The sequence below is a fragment of the Sulfitobacter sp. HNIBRBA3233 genome (genome assembly GCF_040149665.1).
GTDB lineage: Bacteria > Pseudomonadota > Alphaproteobacteria > Rhodobacterales > Rhodobacteraceae > Sulfitobacter > Sulfitobacter marinivivus.
In genome coordinates, this window is sequence record NZ_JBEFLP010000001.1 from 1,664,491 (window position 1) to 1,684,369 (window position 19,879).

24 protein-coding genes are annotated in these 19,879 nt (G+C 63.3%); 11 read left to right on the top strand and 13 right to left on the bottom strand.

Translation table 11 applies throughout. The features are described from left to right. Positions 1 to 109 precede the first annotated feature (109 nt). Positions 110 to 259: a hypothetical protein gene (locus ABMC89_RS08005; protein WP_349566960.1), complete on the top strand. Its 150-nt coding sequence runs from the start codon at positions 110 to 112 to the stop codon at positions 257 to 259. A 386-nt stretch (positions 260 to 645) separates the two neighbouring features. Further along, the gene (locus tag ABMC89_RS08010) at positions 646 to 1,347 is read left to right on the top strand and encodes a Hint domain-containing protein (protein ID WP_349566962.1); all 702 of its coding nucleotides are present in this window, start codon (positions 646 to 648) and stop codon (positions 1,345 to 1,347) included. Between the two features lie 21 nt (positions 1,348 to 1,368). On the opposite strand, the gene ABMC89_RS08015 is transcribed toward ABMC89_RS08010, so the two are convergent. Then, the gene (locus ABMC89_RS08015; RefSeq protein ID WP_349566964.1) at positions 1,369 to 1,869 is read right to left on the bottom strand and encodes an Lrp/AsnC family transcriptional regulator; all 501 of its coding nucleotides are present in this window, start codon (positions 1,867 to 1,869) and stop codon (positions 1,369 to 1,371) included. A gap of 260 nt (positions 1,870 to 2,129) precedes the next feature. Between ABMC89_RS08015 and trxB the strand changes: the two genes are divergently transcribed. Next, positions 2,130 to 3,134 (top strand): thioredoxin-disulfide reductase, encoded by a 1,005-nt coding sequence (gene trxB / locus ABMC89_RS08020; protein ID WP_349566967.1) that lies wholly within the window; start codon positions 2,130 to 2,132, stop codon positions 3,132 to 3,134. A gap of 158 nt (positions 3,135 to 3,292) precedes the next feature. Beyond that, the gene (locus ABMC89_RS08025) at positions 3,293 to 5,008 is read left to right on the top strand and encodes a bifunctional sulfate adenylyltransferase/adenylylsulfate kinase (protein WP_349566969.1); all 1,716 of its coding nucleotides are present in this window, start codon (positions 3,293 to 3,295) and stop codon (positions 5,006 to 5,008) included. Positions 5,009 to 5,090: 82 nt separating this feature from the next. Here the strand turns inward: ABMC89_RS08025 and ABMC89_RS08030 are convergent, their stop codons facing one another. The 4 genes from ABMC89_RS08030 to ABMC89_RS08045 all read right to left on the bottom strand — a co-directional run bounded on the left by ABMC89_RS08030 (position 5,091) and on the right by ABMC89_RS08045 (position 7,056). Next, positions 5,091 to 5,417, bottom strand: a complete 327-nt coding sequence (locus ABMC89_RS08030) for a cupin domain-containing protein (RefSeq protein ID WP_349566971.1) — start codon at positions 5,415 to 5,417, stop codon at positions 5,091 to 5,093. A gap of 44 nt (positions 5,418 to 5,461) precedes the next feature. Further along, positions 5,462 to 6,337, bottom strand: coding sequence for a PhzF family phenazine biosynthesis protein (locus ABMC89_RS08035; protein WP_349566973.1), 876 nt, complete (start codon positions 6,335 to 6,337; stop codon positions 5,462 to 5,464). An 80-nt stretch (positions 6,338 to 6,417) separates the two neighbouring features. Then, positions 6,418 to 6,639 carry a DUF1150 family protein gene (locus ABMC89_RS08040; protein WP_349566976.1) on the bottom strand — a complete coding sequence of 74 codons (222 nt, stop codon included), beginning with the start codon at positions 6,637 to 6,639 and terminating at the stop codon, positions 6,418 to 6,420. A 3-nt stretch (positions 6,640 to 6,642) separates the two neighbouring features. Next, positions 6,643 to 7,056, bottom strand: coding sequence for an Hsp20 family protein (locus ABMC89_RS08045; RefSeq protein ID WP_349566978.1), 414 nt, complete (start codon positions 7,054 to 7,056; stop codon positions 6,643 to 6,645). Between the two features lie 162 nt (positions 7,057 to 7,218). Between ABMC89_RS08045 and ABMC89_RS08050 the strand changes: the two genes are divergently transcribed. The 3 genes from ABMC89_RS08050 (at position 7,219) to ABMC89_RS08060 (ending at position 9,128) form a co-directional block, all read left to right on the top strand. Beyond that, complete coding sequence (locus ABMC89_RS08050; protein ID WP_349566980.1) at positions 7,219 to 7,443, top strand: YdcH family protein; 225 nt, start codon at positions 7,219 to 7,221, stop codon at positions 7,441 to 7,443. A gap of 136 nt (positions 7,444 to 7,579) precedes the next feature. Continuing rightward, positions 7,580 to 8,068 (top strand): 5-(carboxyamino)imidazole ribonucleotide mutase, encoded by a 489-nt coding sequence (gene purE / locus ABMC89_RS08055; protein ID WP_349566982.1) that lies wholly within the window; start codon positions 7,580 to 7,582, stop codon positions 8,066 to 8,068. Continuing rightward, the gene (locus tag ABMC89_RS08060) at positions 8,061 to 9,128 is read left to right on the top strand and encodes a 5-(carboxyamino)imidazole ribonucleotide synthase (RefSeq protein WP_349566984.1); all 1,068 of its coding nucleotides are present in this window, start codon (positions 8,061 to 8,063) and stop codon (positions 9,126 to 9,128) included. The genes purE and ABMC89_RS08060 overlap by 8 nt, the downstream gene beginning before the upstream one ends. Positions 9,129 to 9,223: 95 nt before the next feature. Here ABMC89_RS08060 and ABMC89_RS08065 read toward each other — a convergent pair whose 3' ends face one another. After that, positions 9,224 to 10,366 (bottom strand): alpha-D-ribose 1-methylphosphonate 5-triphosphate diphosphatase, encoded by a 1,143-nt coding sequence (locus tag ABMC89_RS08065; protein WP_349566986.1) that lies wholly within the window; start codon positions 10,364 to 10,366, stop codon positions 9,224 to 9,226. Further along, positions 10,353 to 11,141 carry an alpha/beta fold hydrolase gene (locus tag ABMC89_RS08070; RefSeq protein WP_349568567.1) on the bottom strand — a complete coding sequence of 263 codons (789 nt, stop codon included), beginning with the start codon at positions 11,139 to 11,141 and terminating at the stop codon, positions 10,353 to 10,355. The genes ABMC89_RS08065 and ABMC89_RS08070 overlap by 14 nt, the downstream gene beginning before the upstream one ends. 102 nt (positions 11,142 to 11,243) lie before the next feature. Between ABMC89_RS08070 and ABMC89_RS08075 the strand changes: the two genes are divergently transcribed. Then, a complete protein-coding gene (locus tag ABMC89_RS08075) occupies positions 11,244 to 11,702 on the top strand; it encodes an NUDIX domain-containing protein (protein WP_349566989.1) in 459 nt (152 codons plus the stop codon). Here ABMC89_RS08075 and ABMC89_RS08080 read toward each other — a convergent pair. The 6 genes from ABMC89_RS08080 to ABMC89_RS08105 all read right to left on the bottom strand — a co-directional run bounded on the left by ABMC89_RS08080 (position 11,668) and on the right by ABMC89_RS08105 (position 17,139). Further along, positions 11,668 to 12,525: a DMT family transporter gene (locus tag ABMC89_RS08080; protein WP_349566991.1), complete on the bottom strand. Its 858-nt coding sequence runs from the start codon at positions 12,523 to 12,525 to the stop codon at positions 11,668 to 11,670. The two genes, ABMC89_RS08075 and ABMC89_RS08080, sit on opposite strands and share 35 nt — an antisense overlap. Positions 12,526 to 12,569: 44 nt before the next feature. Next, positions 12,570 to 13,241: a response regulator gene (locus tag ABMC89_RS08085; RefSeq protein WP_349566993.1), complete on the bottom strand. Its 672-nt coding sequence runs from the start codon at positions 13,239 to 13,241 to the stop codon at positions 12,570 to 12,572. A 137-nt stretch (positions 13,242 to 13,378) separates the two neighbouring features. Then, positions 13,379 to 14,113, bottom strand: a complete 735-nt coding sequence (locus ABMC89_RS08090; RefSeq protein WP_349566996.1) for a sensor histidine kinase — start codon at positions 14,111 to 14,113, stop codon at positions 13,379 to 13,381. A gap of 175 nt (positions 14,114 to 14,288) precedes the next feature. Next, a complete protein-coding gene (groL, locus tag ABMC89_RS08095) occupies positions 14,289 to 15,932 on the bottom strand; it encodes a chaperonin GroEL (protein ID WP_349566998.1) in 1,644 nt (547 codons plus the stop codon). Positions 15,933 to 15,994: 62 nt separating this feature from the next. Next, a complete protein-coding gene (locus ABMC89_RS08100) occupies positions 15,995 to 16,282 on the bottom strand; it encodes a co-chaperone GroES (protein ID WP_349567000.1) in 288 nt (95 codons plus the stop codon). Positions 16,283 to 16,458: 176 nt separating this feature from the next. Continuing rightward, entirely contained in the window at positions 16,459 to 17,139 is a 681-nt protein-coding gene (locus ABMC89_RS08105; protein WP_349567003.1) for a DUF2161 domain-containing phosphodiesterase, read from the bottom strand. A 255-nt stretch (positions 17,140 to 17,394) separates the two neighbouring features. Here ABMC89_RS08105 and ABMC89_RS08110 point away from each other — a divergent pair, with 255 nt between their 5' ends. From ABMC89_RS08110 to ABMC89_RS08120, 3 genes are all read left to right on the top strand, one after another. Then, complete coding sequence (locus tag ABMC89_RS08110) at positions 17,395 to 18,315, top strand: manganese-dependent inorganic pyrophosphatase (protein WP_349567005.1); 921 nt, start codon at positions 17,395 to 17,397, stop codon at positions 18,313 to 18,315. 135 nt (positions 18,316 to 18,450) lie between these two features. Next, a complete protein-coding gene (locus ABMC89_RS08115; protein ID WP_349567007.1) occupies positions 18,451 to 19,323 on the top strand; it encodes a TIGR01459 family HAD-type hydrolase in 873 nt (290 codons plus the stop codon). A gap of 90 nt (positions 19,324 to 19,413) precedes the next feature. Next, positions 19,414 to 19,857, top strand: coding sequence for a MaoC family dehydratase (locus ABMC89_RS08120; protein WP_349567009.1), 444 nt, complete (start codon positions 19,414 to 19,416; stop codon positions 19,855 to 19,857). Positions 19,858 to 19,879 lie beyond the last annotated feature (22 nt).

Below are 19,879 nucleotides of genomic sequence, written 5' to 3' on the forward strand. Positions count from 1 at the left end.
TTTTGCGAAAAATTTCGGCTGCCGCCCAAAACCGGCCCGAATGGCCCGTCATATTCAGTCTCAAGCAAGGGCGAACGCCCGCACCAACACGAGACAGGAGATACCAGCCATGAAAACCAACGCACGCTTCATCAAGTCGATCACCAAAGCCGCCGCCGAAAACGAAACCGTCATGCCCTGGGCCCGCGGCAAGCGTCGCGCGGCTTTCATCGCCAAGCGTCAGGCATCCGAAGCGACATCTCTGCGCAAATCGGCCTGATCCACCCACCATCATAGCGCGTGCCACACCGGCCCGCGCCCCGGCCTGCGTCCCGCACGCCCGACCCGTCCTGCGAATCAATCGCGGGGCGGGTTTTTATTTGCGGTGTGAAATAAGGCGGCCAGCGCCATAGCGTGCGAAACAAAACCCCGGCGGATTGGCGATTAGTGATGGATTCATCTCAAATGTTGTTCAAACTTTGACAATACGGCGCAATCGTGGCGAATTGGGGCGTATATAAGACACGAAATGACCAACCCGTCATTTCCGTCGTTGTCGGTGGGGGCCGACGAGGGATGTGACCAACCTGCCAGGGTGATCGCATGACACTAACTGCCAATCCAGCCGCCGCACGTCCGTCGGCACGTGCCAAAGGGTACGGAACCATGACTTCTTCACTGCCGAACAACGGACCGCAGACACGTTTGCCCCAGCGCAATTACGAAGTCGCAGCCCTGCGCGAGGACGGATCGCTGTTTATCGGGCAAAGCGCCGCGCCCGCGATCGATCTTTTCGAAAGCGCGTTTTCGGCCTTTACCCACGGCAGCCTGATCCAGACCGACTACGGACAGGTAGCGGTCGAAGACCTGCAGCCGGGCGATATGATCCAGACCGCCACCGGCGAGGCGGCAGAACTGGTCTGGGTCGGCACGTCCACATTCTCTCCCGCCGATTCGGGCAAACGCACGCCGCTGATCCGCCTGATGCCAGATTGTCTTGGCCAGTCGCGCCCCGAACGCGCGCTGACGGTAGGGCCCGGCGCGCGCATTCTGCACACGCCCCCTGCCCTGCGCGGGATCGCCGATGGCCGCCAGTTGCTGACGCCCGCGTCGCACTTCGTCGACGGGGTGAATGTGATCGAGGTGACACCCCCGACGCCCACGCGCCTGTTCCATATCTGCCTGTCGCGCCATGCGGTGATCCGTGTCGACGGGATCGAGATGGAAACCTTCCATCCCGGCGCGAAAGCCCCGAGAGAGGTCAGCCACAGCCTGCGCGACCGCTTCATCTCGCTGTTTCCGAGGATCGCCCATCTGGCGGATTTCGGCCCACTTGCCCATCCGCGCACGCCGGAACTGGATTCCTGACCGTAGCGGTCTGATCGCGGTTCAGGCGTCGACGCTCAGCCTTTGTTCCAGCACATCGAACGGGACGCCGGGTTCATCCTTTGCGTTCCGGATCACAAGGCTGGTCTTCACGCTGGCCACATTGGGCGCGGTCAACAGCTTTCCTGTCAGAAAGCTCTGAAAGCTCGACAGATCGGGGGCTACGCATTTCAGCATGAAATCGACTTCGCCGTTCAACATATGGCACTCACGCACCAGCGGCCACGCGCGACAACGTTCTTCGAAAGCCGACAAGTCCGCTTCGGCCTGGCTGTTGAGGCCCACCATCGCAAAGACCTGAACCTCGAACCCGAGTTCGCGGGGATCCACATCGGCGTGGTATCCGCGAATGAATCCCTGCTCTTCGAGAGTACGCACACGGCGCAGGCAGGGAGGCGCGGAAATACCGACACGTTTGGCCAATTCCACGTTGGTCATGCGCCCGTCTGCCTGAAGTTCTGCAAGAATTTTTCGATCAATTGGATCGAGCCGCGTGCCTGCCATATGTCCCCCTACAGCTTTGCGATTGTTATAGCGCCAACGTAGGTATACGCAATATTGTTTCAACAAGACGCAAGAATGTTTTTCCGCAGAGCGGCATAATGCGTCAAGCTGCGCCCAGCGCCGCTCCCTACCCGCCACGGAGCGGCACCGATTGGCAAAGCGGTCATCCCGCGCCGCCGCTGCCGGGGGCTTTTGATCGGGAGCGGTCGCGTATATATCACCTTCCGACACACAGGATTCTGACCCGGGGGACCGACCGCATGGCCGAGACACGTAAAACCAAGCTTCTGATCATCGGCTCCGGCCCCGCGGGATACACCGCAGGCGTCTACGCCAGCCGCGCAATGCTGGATCCGATCCTCGTACAGGGTATCGAGCCCGGCGGGCAATTGACCACCACGACCGAGGTCGAGAACTGGCCCGGCGATACAGAGGTGCAAGGGCCCGATCTGATGGTGCGCATGGAAGCGCACGCCAAGGCGATGGGCACCGAGATCATCGGCGACATCATCACCGATCTGGACCTGTCCAGCCGTCCGTTCCACGCCAAGGGTGACAGCGGCACCACATATGTCGCCGATGCCGTCATTCTGGCAACGGGCGCACGGGCCAAATGGCTCGGGCTGGAAAGCGAGGAAAAGTTCAAGGGCTTCGGCGTATCGGCCTGCGCGACCTGCGACGGCTTCTTCTACCGCGGTCAGGAAATCGTGGTGATCGGCGGCGGCAATACGGCGGTCGAGGAAGCGCTCTTCCTGACCAACTTTGCCTCCAAGGTGACCCTGATCCACCGTCGTGACGAACTGCGCGCGGAAAAGATCCTGATCGACCGGCTGATGAAAAATCCAAAGATCGAACCGCTGTGGTTCCACCAGCTTGACGAAGTCTACGGCACCGACACCCCTCCGGGCGTCGAGGGCGTGAAGGTCAAGCACGTCAAGACCGGCGAAATCACCGACATTCCCTGCAAGGGTGTGTTCGTGGCGATCGGCCACGCCCCCGCGAACGAACTGGTGAAAGACACGCTGGAGACGCATATGGGCGGCTACGTCGTGACCAAACCCGACAGCACGGAAACCTCTGTGCCGGGCGTCTTCGCTGCCGGCGACCTGACCGATCACAAATACCGCCAAGCCGTGACAAGCGCCGGAATGGGCTGCATGGCCGCGCTCGAAGCCGAACGGTTTCTGGCCGAACACGGCGAGGTCGAAGGCAAGGAGGTCACCGAACCTCTGGGATACGGGGCCGAGGCACCTGCCGCCGAATAGCGGCAGGGAACAGCCGCCATGCAGACACGTCATGGCAGCAATTCGGTCCCTGCCCCCTGATCCACGATCAAATGCCTTGAAATCGGGCGGTGAAGGGGGCAAAGCGCGCATCAACAGCCGTCAATGACGCATGTCTCGAATAAAACGAAAGCCCCCCGATGATCCAATTGAACAATCTCGCCCCGATTTCCGAGCTCTATGTTTCCTACGACTCCGCACAGAAGCTGAAGGTCGAGGCCGGCGATCTTGTCAGCCACGACCTGACGCCACGCCAGATCTGCGATCTGGAGCTGTTGATGAACGGCGGCTTCAACCCGCTGAAGGGTTTTCTGAGCGAGCAGGACTACGACAGCGTTGTCGAGAACATGCGCCTCGCCGATGGCAGCCTGTGGCCCATGCCGATCACCCTCGACGTGTCCGAGGAATTCGCAAGCAAGCTGGAGATCGGGCAGGACATCGCCCTGCGCGATCAGGAAGGTGTGATCCTTGCCACCATGACGGTCACCGACCGCTGGACGCCCGACAAGGCCCGCGAGGCCGAGAAGGTATTCGGCGCCGACGACAGCGCCCACCCGGCGGTGAACTACCTGCATAACCAGGCGGGCAAGATCTATCTCGGCGGTCCGGTCACCGGCATCCAGCAGCCCGTCCATTACGATTTCAAATCGCGCCGCGATACACCGAACGAATTGCGCGCCTATTTCCGCAAGATGGGCTGGCGCAAGGTTGTCGCCTTCCAGACACGCAACCCGCTGCACCGCGCGCATCAGGAACTGACGTTCCGCGCCGCCCGCGAGGCACAGGCCAACCTTCTGATCCATCCGGTCGTCGGCCTGACCAAACCGGGCGATGTCGATCACTTTACCCGCGTGCGCTGCTACGAGGCCGTTCTGGACCAGTATCCGCAAGCCACCACCGCGATGTCGCTGCTGAACCTTGCGATGCGCATGGCAGGCCCCCGCGAGGCGGTCTGGCACGGGCTGATCCGCAAGAACCACGGCTGCACCCACTTCATCGTTGGCCGCGATCACGCCGGCCCCGGCAAGAACTCCGCCGGTGACGATTTCTATGGCCCCTATGACGCGCAGGAACTCTTCCGCACGCATCAGGAGGAGATGGGCATCGAGATGGTGGACTTCAAACACATGGTCTATGTGCAGGAGCGCGCCCAGTACGAACCCGCGGACGAGATCGAGGACGAGGACAAGGTCACGATCCTGAACATCTCGGGCACCGAACTGCGCCGCCGTCTTCAGGAAGGTCTGGAAATCCCCGAGTGGTTCTCCTTCCCCGAAGTGGTCACCGAATTGCGGCGGACACGTCCGCCCCGGGCGCAGCAGGGCTTTACCGTGTTCTTCACAGGCTTCTCGGGGTCGGGCAAATCGACCATCGCAAACGCGCTGATGGTCAAGCTGATGGAACAGGGCGGCCGCCCGGTGACCCTTCTGGACGGCGATATCGTGCGCAAGAACCTCAGCTCCGAGCTGGGCTTCAGCAAGGAGCACCGCGACCTCAACATCCGCCGCATCGGCTATGTCGCGTCGGAGATCACCAAGAACGGCGGCATCGCGATCTGCGCGCCGATCGCACCCTATGCGACCACACGGCGCGCGGTGCGTGAAGACATCGAAGCCTTCGGTGCATTCGTCGAGGTGCATGTCGCCACCTCCATCGAGGAATGCGAACGCCGCGACCGCAAGGGTCTCTACAAGTTGGCCCGCGAGGGCAAGATCAAGGAATTCACAGGGATTTCAGACCCCTACGATGTTCCGGAGAACCCAGAGCTGCGCGTGGAGACCGAAAATGTGGATGTCGACAACTGCGCGCATCAGGTTCTGCTGAAGCTGGAAAGCATGGGCCTTATCAAGGGCTGATCGCTCCACCGGCAACGATTACGGGCCAGCCTTTCCGGGCTGGCCTTTTTCGTTCCGGCATCAGCTGGTGGGGCGCCCCGGCTCACGCCCCTGAAGACGCAGCCTGCGCATCTTCCAGCAATTCGATCTCGATGAAGGCGCATTCAAAATCATTCGCGCTGATCACGTCATGCTCCGCCCCGAGCGGGCGATAATAGGGAACGCCGTTCTGTACCTCGGCGTGGATACGCTCTGCGCCGCCGGTGTCGATTTCCAGAACCCCGTCGAAGAGCGGCACAACCACATAGTCAAAATCGTGTCGGTGCCAGCCGGTGTTCTGCCCGCGCTGAGCAAAGCGCCATTCCGTCACCCGCACCCTTTCGTTGTCAATCTGGACTGTCGCTGTCGCGGTCCCTGTCGCGTCGCACATGGTCTGTCTCCTGCATTGTCTTCCGACAGGGTGGCATCCCTGCCCTAACTGTCCAGAAAAACCTCTCCCGACATCACGATCGCGCCCTGCCCCGTGACCTTGACGCCCGTGATTGCATCCCGCGGGCCCAGCACTTCGACTTCGGCGCACCCCGGACGGCCCAACCCGTGCCCTTGTTCAGCGACAAATCTGGCCCTGTCGATGAGCCTGTGCGCCCATAGATAGGCCGCCATGCAGCCGGTCGCGGACCCTGTGAACGGATCCTCGGGTGGGCTGGGCGGGGCCAGAACCAGACGCGCGAATGTATCGCCCGCCTCCGTCGCCCCCGAAAGGGTCACCCAGAAAGGCTCCATGATATCGCTGGCCTCGTGGCCCAGCGACGCGGCATAGGCGTCCAGAGCGTCGGGATTCAGGCGAACCCGCTCCAGTGCGGCGCGGTCGCGCAGCACGGTCACGCAGAAGGGCAAACCGGTCGAGACGATCTGCGGCGTGCCAACGATATCCGCCGGATCGATGCCGCCCGTTGCCGCCACAAGGGCCGGATCGACCTGCGCGCCGAAGTCGGGCGCATTCTGCGTCATGGTCACAGATGTGCCGCTTACGGTAACCGGAATGATTCCGGCGTCGGTCTCCAGCGTCAAAGCACCGTCTGGGATGAGGCCGCGACGGCGCATGGCGACAACCGTGGCAATCGTGGGATGGCCCGCGAAGGGAATTTCGCGGCTGGCCAGAAAATAGCGCACCCGCACGTCGGCCACATCCGACGGTCCGGTAAAGGTACATTCCACCAGTGATGTTTCGCGCACGTAGGCCATGCAGGTTCGCGCATTCAGACCGGCACCGCCGTGCACCACCGCACAGCCATTGCCCCCGAACACCCTGTCCGCAAACGCATCGACCCAGTCGAATTCGAACGCCATATCATCCCCCCAAAACGCAAAAAGGGCCGCACGATGGCGGCCCTTTCAGCATCCTGTTCTGACCCGTCGGGTCAAGCTGGTTAATGCACCAGTACGGGCGCGTAGTTATGTTCGCGCGCCAGCGCAAAGGCCAGTTTGCGGTCACCGACAAGCGCTAGCTGCTGGCCTTGGGCATCGTGCACCGCGTAAAGCTGCTCAAGCCCCTCGGCCTGTTCACGCACTTCGCGGGGCAGATCGGTGACTGCGATTGTCTTGACGTAGACGGTGCGGTCCGCGCCGCCGTTCATTTCAAGGTTATCCATGTCTTACCCCTTCTTGATTGCGATCGTCTGCACGATCTTTTCGGGTTCGGCGCGTGTCAGATCCACATGCAGCAAACCGTTTTCCATCAGCGCTTCGCCCACCTCGACCCCATCGGCCAGCACGAAACTGCGCTGGAACTGGCGCCCTGCGATGCCGCGATGCAAGAACACGCGACCGGTGGTATCGTCGGTCTGGCGGCCCCGGATGACCAGTTGCCGATCCTCTACGGTGATCGCCAGATCGTTCTCGGAAAATCCCGCCACCGCCAAGGTAATGCGATAACTATGCTCCGAGGTCTGTTCTATGTTGAAGGGCGGATACCCCTCGTTGCCGGATTTCGCACTGCGTTCCAGCATACGCTCCAGCTGTTCGAACCCCAGCATATGGGGATAGGAAGCAAGCGTCATTTTCGTCATGCGACACGTCCTTTTTCGTTAAGCGACAGTCAAAACGGCCCCGCCTCGCGGCGACCGCTAGGAATAATATGGGGAGCGTACCGGCGCTGCACAAGGGCTAGGCGCAGCCGGACGTTCGGCCTAAGATGATTGGCACAGCAATTGAGCAGAATCAGGGCAACGATGAACGCGCAAAGCGACATTTCGATGAAAACCGACGAGGTTCTGCGCGTCGAGCTTGAGGTATTCCGCCGCGAACACCGCGATCTCGACGACGCGATCACCGCGCTGAGCGAACGCGCGGTGGCCGATCAGCTGACCCTTCAGCGCCTGAAAAAACGCAAACTGCGCCTGAAGGACAAGATCGCCCAGATCGAGGACCGCCTGACACCGGACATCATTGCCTGACAACCGATCACTGCCGCAGCCTATGTCAGCCCCCGGTCCCGCCCCCTTCAATTCCGCCCGTTTCCGCGCATTGCCACCGGTGAAACAGCGGCTATAGTGCGCGCTTTCACCGACCCGAAGAACAAAGGCGTTCCGCATGACCACACCCCCCATCGGCATCATCATGGGTTCGCAATCGGATTGGGCCACCATGCGCGAGGCGGCCGTGGTCCTTGACGAGCTGGCCATCCCCTACGAGACGCGCATCGTGTCTGCCCACCGCACGCCGGACCGGCTGTGGTCTTACGGCAAGACGGCGGCGGAGCGTGGCTTGCAGGTGATCATCGCCGGTGCGGGCGGTGCGGCGCATCTGCCGGGGATGATGGCCTCGAAAACCCGTATTCCGGTGATCGGCGTGCCCGTGCTGACCAAAGCACTCTCGGGTGTCGACAGCCTGTATTCCATCGTCCAGATGCCCAAGGGTTTCCCCGTGGCCACCATGGCGATCGGCGCTGCGGGAGCCGCGAATGCCGCGCTGATGGCCGCCGGCATCCTCGCGCTTCAGGACGCCGATCTGGCCCGGCGCCTCGACGCATGGCGCGCGGCGCTTTCTGCGTCCATCCCAGAGGAGCCCGTCGATGACTGATCCCCTGAAGACCGGCAGCACCATCGGAATTCTTGGCGGCGGACAACTGGGCCGGATGCTCAGCGTGGCCGCCGCCCGCCTCGGCCTGCGCACCCACATCTTCGAACCGGGCGCGCAGCCACCGGCCGGGGACGTGGCCCACCGGATCACGACCGCCTCCTACGAGGATACGGATGCGCTTGAGGCATTCGCCCGCTCCGTCGATCTTGTCACCTACGAGTTCGAGAACATCCCCACCACGGCGCTCGACACGATCGAGGCAATCACCCCGATCCACCCCAATCGCCGCGCGCTCGGAACCTCGCAGGACCGGCTGACAGAGAAGACTTTCCTCGAAGGCATCGGCCTCACGGTTGCCCCCTTCGCCGACATCACGGACGCCGCCAGCCTTCATGACGCGCTGGCGGGCATCGGCGCACCGGCGATCCTGAAAACCCGCCGCTTCGGCTATGACGGCAAGGGGCAGGTCCGGATCATGGCGGCACAGGACGCGGACACAGCACTTGCCGAACTCGCCGGCGCGCCTGCCGTGCTCGAAGGGTTCATCGATTTCACCTGCGAGATTTCGGTCATCGCCGCCCGCAACCCGCAGGGCGAAGTCGCCTGTTTCGATCCCGGCGAGAACGTGCATCGCGACGGCATCCTGCACACCACCACCGTCCCCGCGTCCATCCCGGCAAGCTTGCGCACCGACGCGGTCCTGCTCGCGGGCCGCGTTCTGAATGCGCTGGACTACGTCGGCGTGATGGGGGTGGAGCTTTTCGTCACGCCCGGCGGCCTCGTGGTGAACGAAATCGCGCCCCGCGTCCACAATTCCGGACATTGGACGCAGAACGGCTGCACCGTCGACCAGTTCGAGCAGCACATCAGGGCCATCTCCGGCTGGCCCCTGGGCGATGGCAGGCGCCACGCGGATGTCACCATGGAAAACCTGATCGGTGACGACATGGACCGGGTGCCCGCCCTCGCCGCGGATCCGTCCTGCGCGCTGCACCTCTACGGCAAGGCCGACGCCAAACCCGGTCGCAAGATGGGCCACGTCAACCGCATCACAAGCTGACCCACCCTCCACGCGACGGCGCTGTTGCGCGCGGCGCGGGGCCTCCATTTTGCCCTTAAACTCACTCCCGCACTCACCGCGCGGGCAACGTCCGATCAGGCAAGAAAACGCTCCGCCACATCTCCGGCCATGTAGCTCACGCGCCCGCCCGCGAAAGTTGCCGCAACACGCAGGCTGTCACGGTTCAGAATGCACAGGTCGGCCCGTTTCCCGGGCGCGAGCACCCCACGGTCCTCCAGCCCCAGAACCGCCGCAGGCCCGGAAGAGACAAGCGCCCAGGCCCCTGCCAGATCGCGCATCCCCGTCTGCCAGACCATCAACGCCGCGCGCCTCAGGCTGGGATAGTGGTAATCCGAGGCAAGGGCATCGCAGTATCCCATGGCGATCAGATCAACGGCCGATACGTTGCGGTTATGCGACCCGCCCCGCACCACGTTCGGAGAGCCCATGACAACCGTACCCCCCCCGGTGGCGGCAGCCTCGGCGGCGTCCAGTGTCTCGGGAAACTCCGCCACGCTGACGCCGCGCGCGGACCATCTGGCGCGGTCTTCCGCGCTTCGGTCGTCGTGGCTTCCCATCGCGATACCCTCCGCCGCCAGACGCGCGCAGAGCCGGTCCAGCGCAACCGCCACCTCGTCGCGCTGCGCGTGCATCTGCTGCATCAGCTCCAGTTGCTTTTCCGGCGACCGCCCGGCCCGCAGCGCCATCGCCGTCAGGCGGCGCGGCGTGCGCCCGTCGGCCAGACGGTCGTGCGGCAGATGGTCGTTGAAGACGATATACCGCAGCCCCCACGCCTTCAGCCGCTCGGGCAGATCCTCGTACAGCTCCAGCATCCCGGTCTCGAACCGGATCTGGCCGCGCAAGTCGGTGACCATCCCGGGCGCGACATCGCGCAGGTGCGTGAACACCTGCTCGGCGAAATCCGGTGACCGCACGCCCCCTTCCCAGCTCACGAACTGGGCAAGGATCGCGGTTGTGATACCGTTCGCGGCCAGTTCCGCCTCGACCGCGCGCAGGCCTTCCGCCATCTGCTTCATCGCGCCGCGACGGGGGGCCAGATGCCGCTCGAAGCCGTCGCCGTGCAGATCGACGATACCGGGCAGGACAAGGTATCCGTCCAGATTGACGGCCCGCCCCACGGGCGCGTCCACGATCCGCCCGTCAGCGAAAGACAGCGGGCCAACGTGCAGCCCGTCGGGGCCAAGCACCTGCGCGCCGGTCAAATCAAGGTTCAGCATCGCCCTCGGCCTCCACCCCCGGCAGGCAGCCTCCCTCCGGACAGCCGAGCTGCTCCAGCACGGCCCCGAACAGTGTCAGCGACCGGTCGAAGGCACCGGTGCGCAGGAACGCGACGGTTTCCGCGATCACCTGCGGATTGTTCATCATGAAGGTATGGGTCACCGGCAGGACGATATGATCGGCCATGCCGCGCACCCGCGTCGAGTAGACGGCGACCTTGCCGTCATCCTGCCCGGGCAGCAGCGACGAGAAATAGGGGTTGAGCGATTGCGAACCGGCGATCACGCCAAGATCGAAATCCACCGGCGGCAGGGTCCGCGGCAGCGATCCCACCTGCGTGCCCATCTGCATCCCCGCCGGTCCGTTGATCCAGTCGAACGCAATGACGTCTTCAAGTTCGTCCACAACTTCGCTGCCCTGGTTGGGTGGCCCCAGCATCACGACACGGCCGATCCGCTCCGGGCCGACCTGTGACACCCATTGGCGCACAAGGATGCCGCCCATCGAATGGGTCACGAAATCCACCTTCTGCGTGCCGCACTCCGAAACGGCATCGGGCAAAGTGCGTCGGGTCAGCTCCTCTACGGGCGCTTCGGTCGAGGGGTATCCGGGCCGAACCACCCGCCAGCCCTCGGCGGACAGGGCCGCCTCCATCAGCGCAAAGGACGATTCCGTTCGCGCAAGCCCGTGCAGCAGGATCACGCATCGCCCCGCCCCCGCGCCCTGCGCGGTATCGGCGGGCTGTGCGACACAACCGCTTGCAGCAAGGGCCATCGCCCCTATGATCCAGAAGAGTTTCATGCGGAGCTATCTAGTGCGTTCGCGCCCGTGTTGTAATCCCCCGCATGGCCGTGACGCAACGAAAGGCCCTTCGCCATGGACGACACCCCCATGCCCCGCATCGCCGTCCGCGCCCTGATCCTCCACGAGAACCGCCTGCTGCTGGTCAACGCTTGGCCGGCGGGCAAAAGCGATCTGATGTGCGCGCCCGGGGGCGGGGTCGAACGCGGCAGCAGCCTGCCCGACAATCTGGCGCGCGAGGTTCACGAGGAAACCGGCCTGCGGATCGAGGTCGGCGCACCCTGCCTCGTCAACGAATTCCACGACCCCTCCGGCAGCTTCCATCAGGTCGACATCTATTTCCGCTGCACACTCAACGGAGCTCCGACACTGGACCACACATGGCAGGACAAGGACGCGATCGTGACGGACCGCCGTTGGGTCACCCGCACGGAGCTTGCTCAGCTGCGAGTCAAGCCCGATAGCCTTGCGGCGGTTGCGTGGGACGACACGGGCGCGGTCACCTACGATCCGCTCGAGCCGCTTTTGGTCTAGGCGCCGTCACCGCCCAGCCGATCCCGCCCAGCACCAGCACCGTCGCGATCAGCACGGTCGCACTCACCGCCTCGCCCAGCAGGACCGCACCGCCCAGAATCGCGATGATCGGCACGCTCAGCTGCACGACGGCGGCGGTTGCCCCCTTCATGCGCGGCAGGATCGTGTACCACAGCGCATAGCCGAGGCCCGATGTCGCGGCACCGCTGAACAGGGAAAGCGAGACACCGTAGGCGTTGGCCTCAAAGCCGTAGGCCGCAAGGGCCAGAACCACCAGTGGCAGACAGAGGATGAAATTCGCAGCCGTCGCCGCCAGCGGATCGCCCGCCCCGCGTCCAACAATCGTATATATGCCCCATCCGATCCCCGCTGCCACCATCAGCGCGGCCCCGACCGGATCGCTGACGGCCCCCCGCGTGGGCCACAGGACCAACGCGAGCCCGGCAAAGGCAAGCGTCGCACCAGCGATCTGCCGCCGGGTCGGCGGCGCGCCAGTCACGGCACCGTGCAGGAACATCACGATCTGCGTGACCCCGAAAAGGATCAGCGCACCCAGCCCCGCATCAAGCGTGATGTAGGCCAGCGAGAAGCCCGTCATATAAAGCGCGAGGCTGACCGCACCGGGCAGCCGTGCCAGCCGCAAGAGCGGCAGCGCCCCGCCGCGCAGCGCGACAAGCGCCCCCAGCGTCAGCGCCCCTGCGGCCACGCGCAGGATCGCGAACCCCTGCGGGGTGATATGGCCCGGCTCGACGGCCGCGCGCGTCAGCAAGGAGTTGGCCGCGAAGGCCGTCATTGTCAGGAGGGTCAGCAGGATCAAACGCATGCTCCGCCCTACCCCGGCGCGACTGTCAGGCCAAGACCCCGCCGTCAGTCGAAGATGAATTCATCGTCATCGTCGAGCGAGGCAAGGACCGCATCGAGCGCGCTATGATCCTGTGCGGGCTGGAACAACCGGATCCGCGCCTGCTGCGCATCGAGCGCACTGTCCATCTGATCGCGAAACAGCGCGACCACGCTGCCCTGCACTCTCTCGTCCATCAGCGCCGCTGTCAGCCCCTGCTGGATCACCTCGCGCTGGTGGGCGGTCTGGGCCAGCAGCGCGCGGTGTTCCTGCGCTGTGTCCATCGCCCCGATCATGGCAGTGCGCAACTGCTCGGCTGTCATCCCGTCTTTCGTCAGAAAGTCGTGGCAGCCGTTGCGCATGGCGGTCACGGCAGTTTTCAGATCCCCGTTGCCGGTGATCATGATCGTCGCCGCCTCGCTGTTGCGCGGGGTGCGGTGGATCATATCCAGCACCAGCAGCCCGTCGCCCTCGGGCAGGCGGTAGTCGATCAGGATCAGGTCATAATCGACAGCCGCGGTTGCCGCCTCCAGCTCGCCGATCGACCCGACTTCGTCGATCTGCAACATCAGGTCCGTCTTTCGCGACATGCGCCTGATCCGCGCGCGGTCGAACGCGCTGTCGTCCAGCAACAGGGCACGGATCACTTTCGGCGCGGCCTCCTCTTCGGGGCCGCTCAATTGGACAGGCAAGGTCATTGCACCATCTCCCACTACTTCTCACCACGGGGGTCAGGGTAGCGCCGGAGCACCTACGAAAAGCTTAACGCGCCCGGTTGGGGCGCGCGCAGGATGCTTTCGATTAGACGCAGAGACGTTTCAAATTATCGCATCGGTCAGGCGGCGACGGCGGCGCCGTCCAGTGGCAGGCAGACGTCCACCCGCAAGCCGCGTCCGTCATCGGACGCCGCCGACAACAGCACATGCCCGCCGTAGTGCGACGCCATCTTGCGCACCTTTGCCAGCCCCATGCCGGTCCCTTCGACCTCGTCGCGCGGGCGCAGGGTTGTCATCGCCTCAAGAGCCTTGGAGCGCAGCGGGGCGGGAATACCGGGGCCATCGTCGATCACGGACAGGCGGATCATCGGCCCCTCGCGCGCGGTTTCGGCATGGATGTGACCGCTGGCCCCGTCGTGATGCTTCACCGCATTCCCCAAAAGCGCGTGCCACAGGGTGAGGATATCCTGCTCGCCCATGCGACATGTGTCACAGCCGACCGACCGCGTCAGGATAAACCCCTCGGGGATCTTCAGCGTGCCTGCGACTTCTTCCAGCGCCGCGCCCACATCGACCACAGAGACCTCCTGCATCCGCCCCACGCGCGAATAGGCCAGAAGGTCCGCCAGCATCCGGTCCAGCCGCGCGGTGTGCCGGTTCATCAGGTCGATGGATTGCGCCACCGGCCCCGTGATGTCGACACCGGCATCCGCCAGATCTTCGGCAATCCACTGCGGCAATTCCAGCAGGGCGCGCACCGATGCGCGCACATCGTGGCTCATCAGATAGATGAAATCATCGATATCCTGCGTCGGAGGAGTGGCAGAGCCGGCATCGACAGCGGATTGCGACATGGGGCACCTTTCATGAACCTGGTGAAGGTCCATGGCTTAGCATGTGCCGCGTTGCGCTGAGGTTAACCAAATGCGGCGATAGCGTGCCAAACGCAAAAGGGCCCCCCTGCGGGAGCCCTTCCGGATGGCGCGGCCCCCGAAGGGACCACACCGAAACAAGCGTTCAGAGAACGGCTTACATCATGCCGCCCATGCCGCCCATGTCGGGCATGCCGCCGCCGCCGTTGCCGCCGTCCTTGGACGGACGATCGCCAACCATGGCTTCGGTTGTGATCAGCAGACCCGCGATGGAGGCCGCGTCCTGCAGGGCAGTCCGCACCACTTTGGCAGGGTCGATCACGCCGAACTTGAACATGTCGCCATATTCTTCGGTCTGGGCGTTGAAGCCGAAGGTCAGATCGTCACTTTCGCGGATCTTGCCTGCGACGACCGAACCGTCGACACCGGCGTTTTCAGCGATCTGACGCAGCGGCGCTTCCAGCGCCTTGCGCACGATCGAGATACCTACGTTCTGGTCGTTGTTCGCACCGGTCAGCCCGTCGAGCGCTTTCGCACCCTGAACAAGAGCAACACCACCGCCAACGACGATACCTTCCTGAACGGCCGCGCGTGTCGCGTTCAGTGCGTCATCGACGCGGTCCTTACGCTCTTTCACTTCGACCTCGGTCATACCGCCCACGCGGATCACGGCAACACCGCCTGCCAGTTTGGCAACGCGCTCTTGCAGCTTCTCGCGGTCGTAGTCGGATGTGGTTTCTTCGATCTGGTTGCGGATCTGTGCGACACGCGCATCGATCTCGGCCTTCTCGCCCGCACCGTCGACGACAGTGGTCTCGTCCTTGGTGATGGAGACTTTCTTGGCCGAACCCAGCATGTCCATGGTGACGGACTCAAGCTTCATGCCCAGATCTTCGGAGATCACCTGACCGCCTGTGAGAATCGCGAGATCCTGCAGCATCGCCTTGCGACGATCGCCGAAACCGGGTGCCTTCACGGCCGCGATCTTCAGGCCGCCGCGCAGCTTGTTGACCACGAGGGTCGCCAGCGCTTCGCCTTCGACGTCTTCTGCGATGATCAGCAGGGGTTTCTGCGACTGGATCACCTGCTCGAGCAGCGGAACCATCGGCTGCAGCGACGACAGTTTCTTCTCGTGCAGCAGGATGATCGCGTCTTCCAGCTCGACTGTCATCTTGTCGGAGTTGGTGACGAAGTATGGCGACAGGTAGCCGCGGTCGAACTGCATGCCTTCGACGACATCGGTTTCTGTTTCCAGACCCTTGTTCTCTTCGACGGTGATCACGCCTTCGTTGCCGACTTTCTGCATCGCATCCGCGATCTGACGACCGATTTCCTTTTCGCCGTTGGCGGAAATCGTGCCGACCTGCGCGACTTCGTCGCTGTCGGTCACGTCACGGGCCGCGGCGCGGATGGCTTCGACGACTTTCGTTGTCGCCATGTCGATGCCACGCTTGAGGTCCATCGGGTTCATGCCGGCGGCGACGGATTTCATGCCTTCCTTGACGATGGCCTGGGCCAGAACGGTTGCGGTTGTTGTACCGTCACCCGCTTCGTCGTTGGTCCGGGAAGCGACTTCCTTGACCATCTGCGCGCCCATGTTCTCGAACTTGTCTTCCAGTTCGATTTCCTTGGCGACCGAAACACCGTCCTTGGTGATGCGGGGTGCGCCGAAGGATTTGTCGAGCACGACGTTACGGCCTTTGGGGCCGAGTGTGACTTTGACGGCGTCTGCAAGGATGTTCACACCCTTGAGCATCTTGTTACGCGCGTCGGTTGCGAATTTGACGTCTTTAGCTGCCATTTTCGAATTCCTTTATGTTGGGTTGAGGTTAAGCGATCTCAGGTCTCGTCCGGCCGGTGGGCTCAGTCGAGGATCCCCATGATGTCGCTTTCCTTCATCATCAGCATTTCCGTGCCATCGACGGTGACCTCTGTGCCGGACCATTTGCCGAACAGGATCTTGTCGCCTGGCTTGACGGCCGGTGTGATCAGCTCGCCGCTGTCTTTGCGGGCGCCTTCACCAACGGCTACGACTTCACCTTCGGAAGGTTTTTCCTTCGCGCTATCAGGAATGATCAGCCCGCCAGCTGTTTTTTCTTCGCTTTCAGTGCGCTTAACCAGCACGCGGTCGTGAAGCGGTTTCAATGCCATCTTTGTAGCTCCTTAACGCTCAAAGTGTTTCTCCCAGAACCAGGCCTTTTCATTAAGCACCTGGCCATTAGCACTCATCTCCGTCGAGTGCCAACGAACCGTAGCTAGGCAGTGCGACGAAAGGTGTCAACAGCGGGATGCACAAAAATCGAAAGGAATGACGAGAGGCGGGCGGCTCAGTCCGCGCCCAACACGCGCGGCGCGGTGGCCACGGCGTCGGCACCCTGCGCGGTCAGACCGTAAACCCCCTTCTCTACCCGCTCGAACCAGCCGTAGTGATTGTCGCGCATCATCGTGGTCGCGCGGGCCACCCCTGTCTCGCGCGCCACCTCCGCCCCCTTGCTCGCGCCGGCCTCGAAGAGGTGCAGCGCGAGTTTCAACGCGTCCTGCCGGTAGGCTGTGACGAGACCTGCGCGGGTCTGGCCGCCATCGTTGGGATCGCCCTGACGCCGCGCGAATTCGCGCAGCAGCCGCGCGCGGCGCTTGGGCTGCTTGCGCGGGATATATGGACCGGGGTCGCAATGGACCTCGACCAGGCCATCGGCTAGCCGCACCGTCATCAGGCCCAAACCCAGACGCCGCGCCAGCGCCGTGTTTGCTTTCAGCGCCTTGGCAAAGCGTTTGCCCGGCTGCCGGGCCACCGCCAGATAGACCTCGTCCGCCGCTTTCAGCCGCTCGATACATTGGTGGAAGAGCGCCAGCGAGAACCCGAGCTTGAGCTCCACGACAACCGGCGGCTCTGCGCCGCGCACCGCAACCACGTCTGCCGCGCCGACTTCGGATTTCACGACATAGCCCTGATCCAGCAGGAACGCCTTGATCGGCGGATATAAATCAGTCTCGCGCGGGGGTGTCATGGCCGCAGGCTACCAGCATTGCAGCGCGCGGGGAATCCCCGTTGGCCGGTCGCCCAGGGCTGGCGGGGGCGGTAGCGCGGAACGCGCGGGCCTACGCGTGCGGTGACCGAGGGAATGAGTTTATTGGCAAAATGGAGACGCGGGTCCGGTGGATCAATGGGACAGGCGCGCCGTGCGATGAAGTGGTCCGTGACACCCGTGGCGATCCTGCTATAAGGCGCGCAAATTCGACGCACACCGGCAAGGAAGACTGCTATGACAACGCTTGTATTTGGCCATAAATCCCCAGACACCGACAGCACCGGAAGCCCGATCATCTGGGCGTGGTACCTCAACCAGATCAAGGGCGTGGACGCCAAGCCCGTGCTGCTGGGCGAGCCCAACACCGAGGCGCTGTTCATGCTGGAGCACTGGAAGCTCGACAAGCCCGAGATCATCGCGGATGTGGACGCGGGCCAGGACGTGGTGATCGTGGACACCAACAACCCCGCCGAACTGCCGCCGTCGATCAACAGCGCCAACATCACCGGGATCATCGACCACCACAAGCTGGCGGGCGGTCTGGAGACAGCGGCCCCGCTGGAGATCCGGATCGAGCCGCTCGCTTGCACCGCGACCATCATGTGGAAGATGATCGGCAGTGACATCGCGCAGATGCCCACCGAGATCAAGGGCGCCATGCTGACCTGCATCCTGTCCGACACGCTGGAGTTCCGGTCCCCCACCACCACCCAGGAAGACAAGGCCATCGCCTGGTCGCTGGCAGAGGATCTGGGCGTCGACATGACCGATTTCGCATCGCAGATGTTTGCGGCGAAATCCGATGTCTCCGCCTTCTCCGAAGCGGAGCTTCTGCGGATGGACAGCAAGGAATACGAAGTAGGCGGCAAGCAGTTCCGCGTATCGGTTCTGGAAACCACATCGCCCGCGTCGATCCTCGACCGGAAGGATGCGCTGATGGCAGCCATGCCCGGCGTCGCCGAAGAGGACGGTGCGGATCAGGTGCTGCTTTTCGTCGTGGATATTCTGAACGAGGAAGCGACCATGCTGATCCCCAACGATCTGACCAGATCCGTGGCGGAGAAAAGCTTTGACGCGACCGTTTCGGGAGACACCGTGGTGTTGCCCGGCGTGATGAGCCGCAAAAAGCAGATCATCCCGAACCTGAAGGTCTGATCCCGTCACACCGCTGCAGAGGGCGCGTCGGGACCACCGGATGCGCCCTTTTGCCTGCGCGCGGTCGCAGCGACATTTTGCATCCTGTCAGCGCTTGCCGTAAGGCTCGCTCCAACACTTGCGAAGGATCCCGCCATGACCCGTATCATCACCGAACTATCCGAGATTTCGGCCCCCTATGACGCGCTCTTCGTCGATCTCTGGGGTTGCGTGCATGACGGGGTCAGGGCGCTGCCCGCTGCCGTCGCCGCATTGCAGACCTATCGAAAGGGCGGCGGCAAGGTGATCCTCGTCACCAATTCGCCGCGCCCGCGCGCGGGGGTGGCCAAGCAGCTGGTCCACTTCGGTGTGCCCGACGATGCCTTTGACGCCATTGCCACCTCCGGCGATTCGGCGCGTGCCGCGATGTATCGCGGCGTGGTCGGACAGAAGGTCTGGCACCTCGGGCCGGTCACCGACAGCCGGTTCTTCGACCCGCTCGAAATCCTCGACAATCCTGTCGAGATCGAGCGCGTCGCGCTGGACGACGCCGAGGGAATCGTCTGCACCGGCCCCTTCGACGCCTCGGCGGATCCCGAAAGCTGGCGCGCCGATCTCGAGGCGGGTCTGGCGCGGAACCTGAAACTGCTCTGTGCCAATCCCGACATCGTCGTGGACCGCGGCGAGACACGCGAATGGTGCGCCGGTGCCGTGGCCAAGATGTACAGCGATATGGGGGGCGAGAGCCTCTATTTCGGCAAGCCGCATCCGCCGATCTACGATCTGGCCCGCCGCCGCCTTGCCAAACTGGGCCCCGCGATCGCCGATGACCGCATTCTGGCCATTGGCGATGGCATCCACACCGACGTCGAGGGCGCGGTCGGCGAAGGCATCGATTCGCTGTTCATCTCTGGCGGGCTGGCCGCCGCCGAGACGAAAACCAGCCACCAGCCGGACGCAGCCGCGCTTGCCAGCTATCTGGAAGCAGAGGAAATGATGCCGACATTCACCATCGGCCACCTGCGGTAACTCATTTTCCGCTTGCCTTTCTGCGCTTGCGAAGTAATTAAGTTTCACACAAAGCCACGGCTACGTCACTTTATTACCGAGAGGGTGCATATGTTTGACAATCTACCGCGCGGCACGATCGTCATCGAAGACATCGAAATCGGCATGTTCCGCTACATCCGCAAGGAAGTCACCGATGCGGATATCGAGATGTTCGCGACGATCTCGACCGACCGTAATCCGGTGCACCTTGATGACGACTATGCGCAGGACACGATCTTTCAGGGGCGTATCGCCCATGGCATGCTGACCGCGGGGCTTATCTCGGCGGTGATCGGGGAACAGTTGCCGGGCCACGGCACCGTTTATCTGGGCCAGTCGCTGAAATTCCTGCGCCCCGTACGCCCCGGTGACATGGTCTATGCGGAGGTGAAGGTGACAGACATCGACACCGCAAAGCGGATCGTGAAGATGGACTGCCACTGTTCGGTCGACGGCAAGAAAGTTCTCGTCGGAGAGGCCACGGTTCTGGCACCGTCGCGCAAGTTCGACTGAACTTGCGCCCCTTCCGCTGCAG

Excerpts from the sequence above, each read along its gene's own strand:
- ABMC89_RS08105 (WP_349567003.1), bottom strand. The coding sequence starts at position 17,139 with ATGACACCCCCGCGCGAGACTGATTTATATCCGCCGATCAAGGCGTTC.
- ABMC89_RS08005 (WP_349566960.1), top strand. The coding sequence starts at position 110 with ATGAAAACCAACGCACGCTTCATCAAGTCGATCACCAAAGCCGCCGCC.
- ABMC89_RS08075 (WP_349566989.1), top strand. The coding sequence starts at position 11,244 with ATGGACGACACCCCCATGCCCCGCATCGCCGTCCGCGCCCTGATCCTC.
- ABMC89_RS08030 (WP_349566971.1), bottom strand. The coding sequence starts at position 5,417 with ATGTGCGACGCGACAGGGACCGCGACAGCGACAGTCCAGATTGACAAC.
- ABMC89_RS08115 (WP_349567007.1), top strand. The coding sequence starts at position 18,451 with ATGACCCGTATCATCACCGAACTATCCGAGATTTCGGCCCCCTATGAC.
- ABMC89_RS08015 (WP_349566964.1), bottom strand. The coding sequence starts at position 1,869 with ATGGCAGGCACGCGGCTCGATCCAATTGATCGAAAAATTCTTGCAGAA.
- ABMC89_RS08045 (WP_349566978.1), bottom strand. The coding sequence starts at position 7,056 with ATGACGAAAATGACGCTTGCTTCCTATCCCCATATGCTGGGGTTCGAA.
- ABMC89_RS08010 (WP_349566962.1), top strand. The coding sequence starts at position 646 with ATGACTTCTTCACTGCCGAACAACGGACCGCAGACACGTTTGCCCCAG.
- ABMC89_RS08050 (WP_349566980.1), top strand. The coding sequence starts at position 7,219 with ATGAACGCGCAAAGCGACATTTCGATGAAAACCGACGAGGTTCTGCGC.
- ABMC89_RS08085 (WP_349566993.1), bottom strand. The coding sequence starts at position 13,241 with ATGACCTTGCCTGTCCAATTGAGCGGCCCCGAAGAGGAGGCCGCGCCG.
- ABMC89_RS08090 (WP_349566996.1), bottom strand. The coding sequence starts at position 14,113 with ATGTCGCAATCCGCTGTCGATGCCGGCTCTGCCACTCCTCCGACGCAG.
- purE (WP_349566982.1), top strand. The coding sequence starts at position 7,580 with ATGACCACACCCCCCATCGGCATCATCATGGGTTCGCAATCGGATTGG.
- ABMC89_RS08060 (WP_349566984.1), top strand. The coding sequence starts at position 8,061 with ATGACTGATCCCCTGAAGACCGGCAGCACCATCGGAATTCTTGGCGGC.
- ABMC89_RS08035 (WP_349566973.1), bottom strand. The coding sequence starts at position 6,337 with ATGGCGTTCGAATTCGACTGGGTCGATGCGTTTGCGGACAGGGTGTTC.
- ABMC89_RS08080 (WP_349566991.1), bottom strand. The coding sequence starts at position 12,525 with ATGCGTTTGATCCTGCTGACCCTCCTGACAATGACGGCCTTCGCGGCC.
- ABMC89_RS08040 (WP_349566976.1), bottom strand. The coding sequence starts at position 6,639 with ATGGATAACCTTGAAATGAACGGCGGCGCGGACCGCACCGTCTACGTC.
- groL (WP_349566998.1), bottom strand. The coding sequence starts at position 15,932 with ATGGCAGCTAAAGACGTCAAATTCGCAACCGACGCGCGTAACAAGATG.
- ABMC89_RS08100 (WP_349567000.1), bottom strand. The coding sequence starts at position 16,282 with ATGGCATTGAAACCGCTTCACGACCGCGTGCTGGTTAAGCGCACTGAA.
- ABMC89_RS08065 (WP_349566986.1), bottom strand. The coding sequence starts at position 10,366 with ATGCTGAACCTTGATTTGACCGGCGCGCAGGTGCTTGGCCCCGACGGG.
- ABMC89_RS08025 (WP_349566969.1), top strand. The coding sequence starts at position 3,293 with ATGATCCAATTGAACAATCTCGCCCCGATTTCCGAGCTCTATGTTTCC.
- ABMC89_RS08120 (WP_349567009.1), top strand. The coding sequence starts at position 19,414 with ATGTTTGACAATCTACCGCGCGGCACGATCGTCATCGAAGACATCGAA.
- ABMC89_RS08070 (WP_349568567.1), bottom strand. The coding sequence starts at position 11,141 with ATGGCCCTTGCTGCAAGCGGTTGTGTCGCACAGCCCGCCGATACCGCG.
- ABMC89_RS08110 (WP_349567005.1), top strand. The coding sequence starts at position 17,395 with ATGACAACGCTTGTATTTGGCCATAAATCCCCAGACACCGACAGCACC.
- trxB (WP_349566967.1), top strand. The coding sequence starts at position 2,130 with ATGGCCGAGACACGTAAAACCAAGCTTCTGATCATCGGCTCCGGCCCC.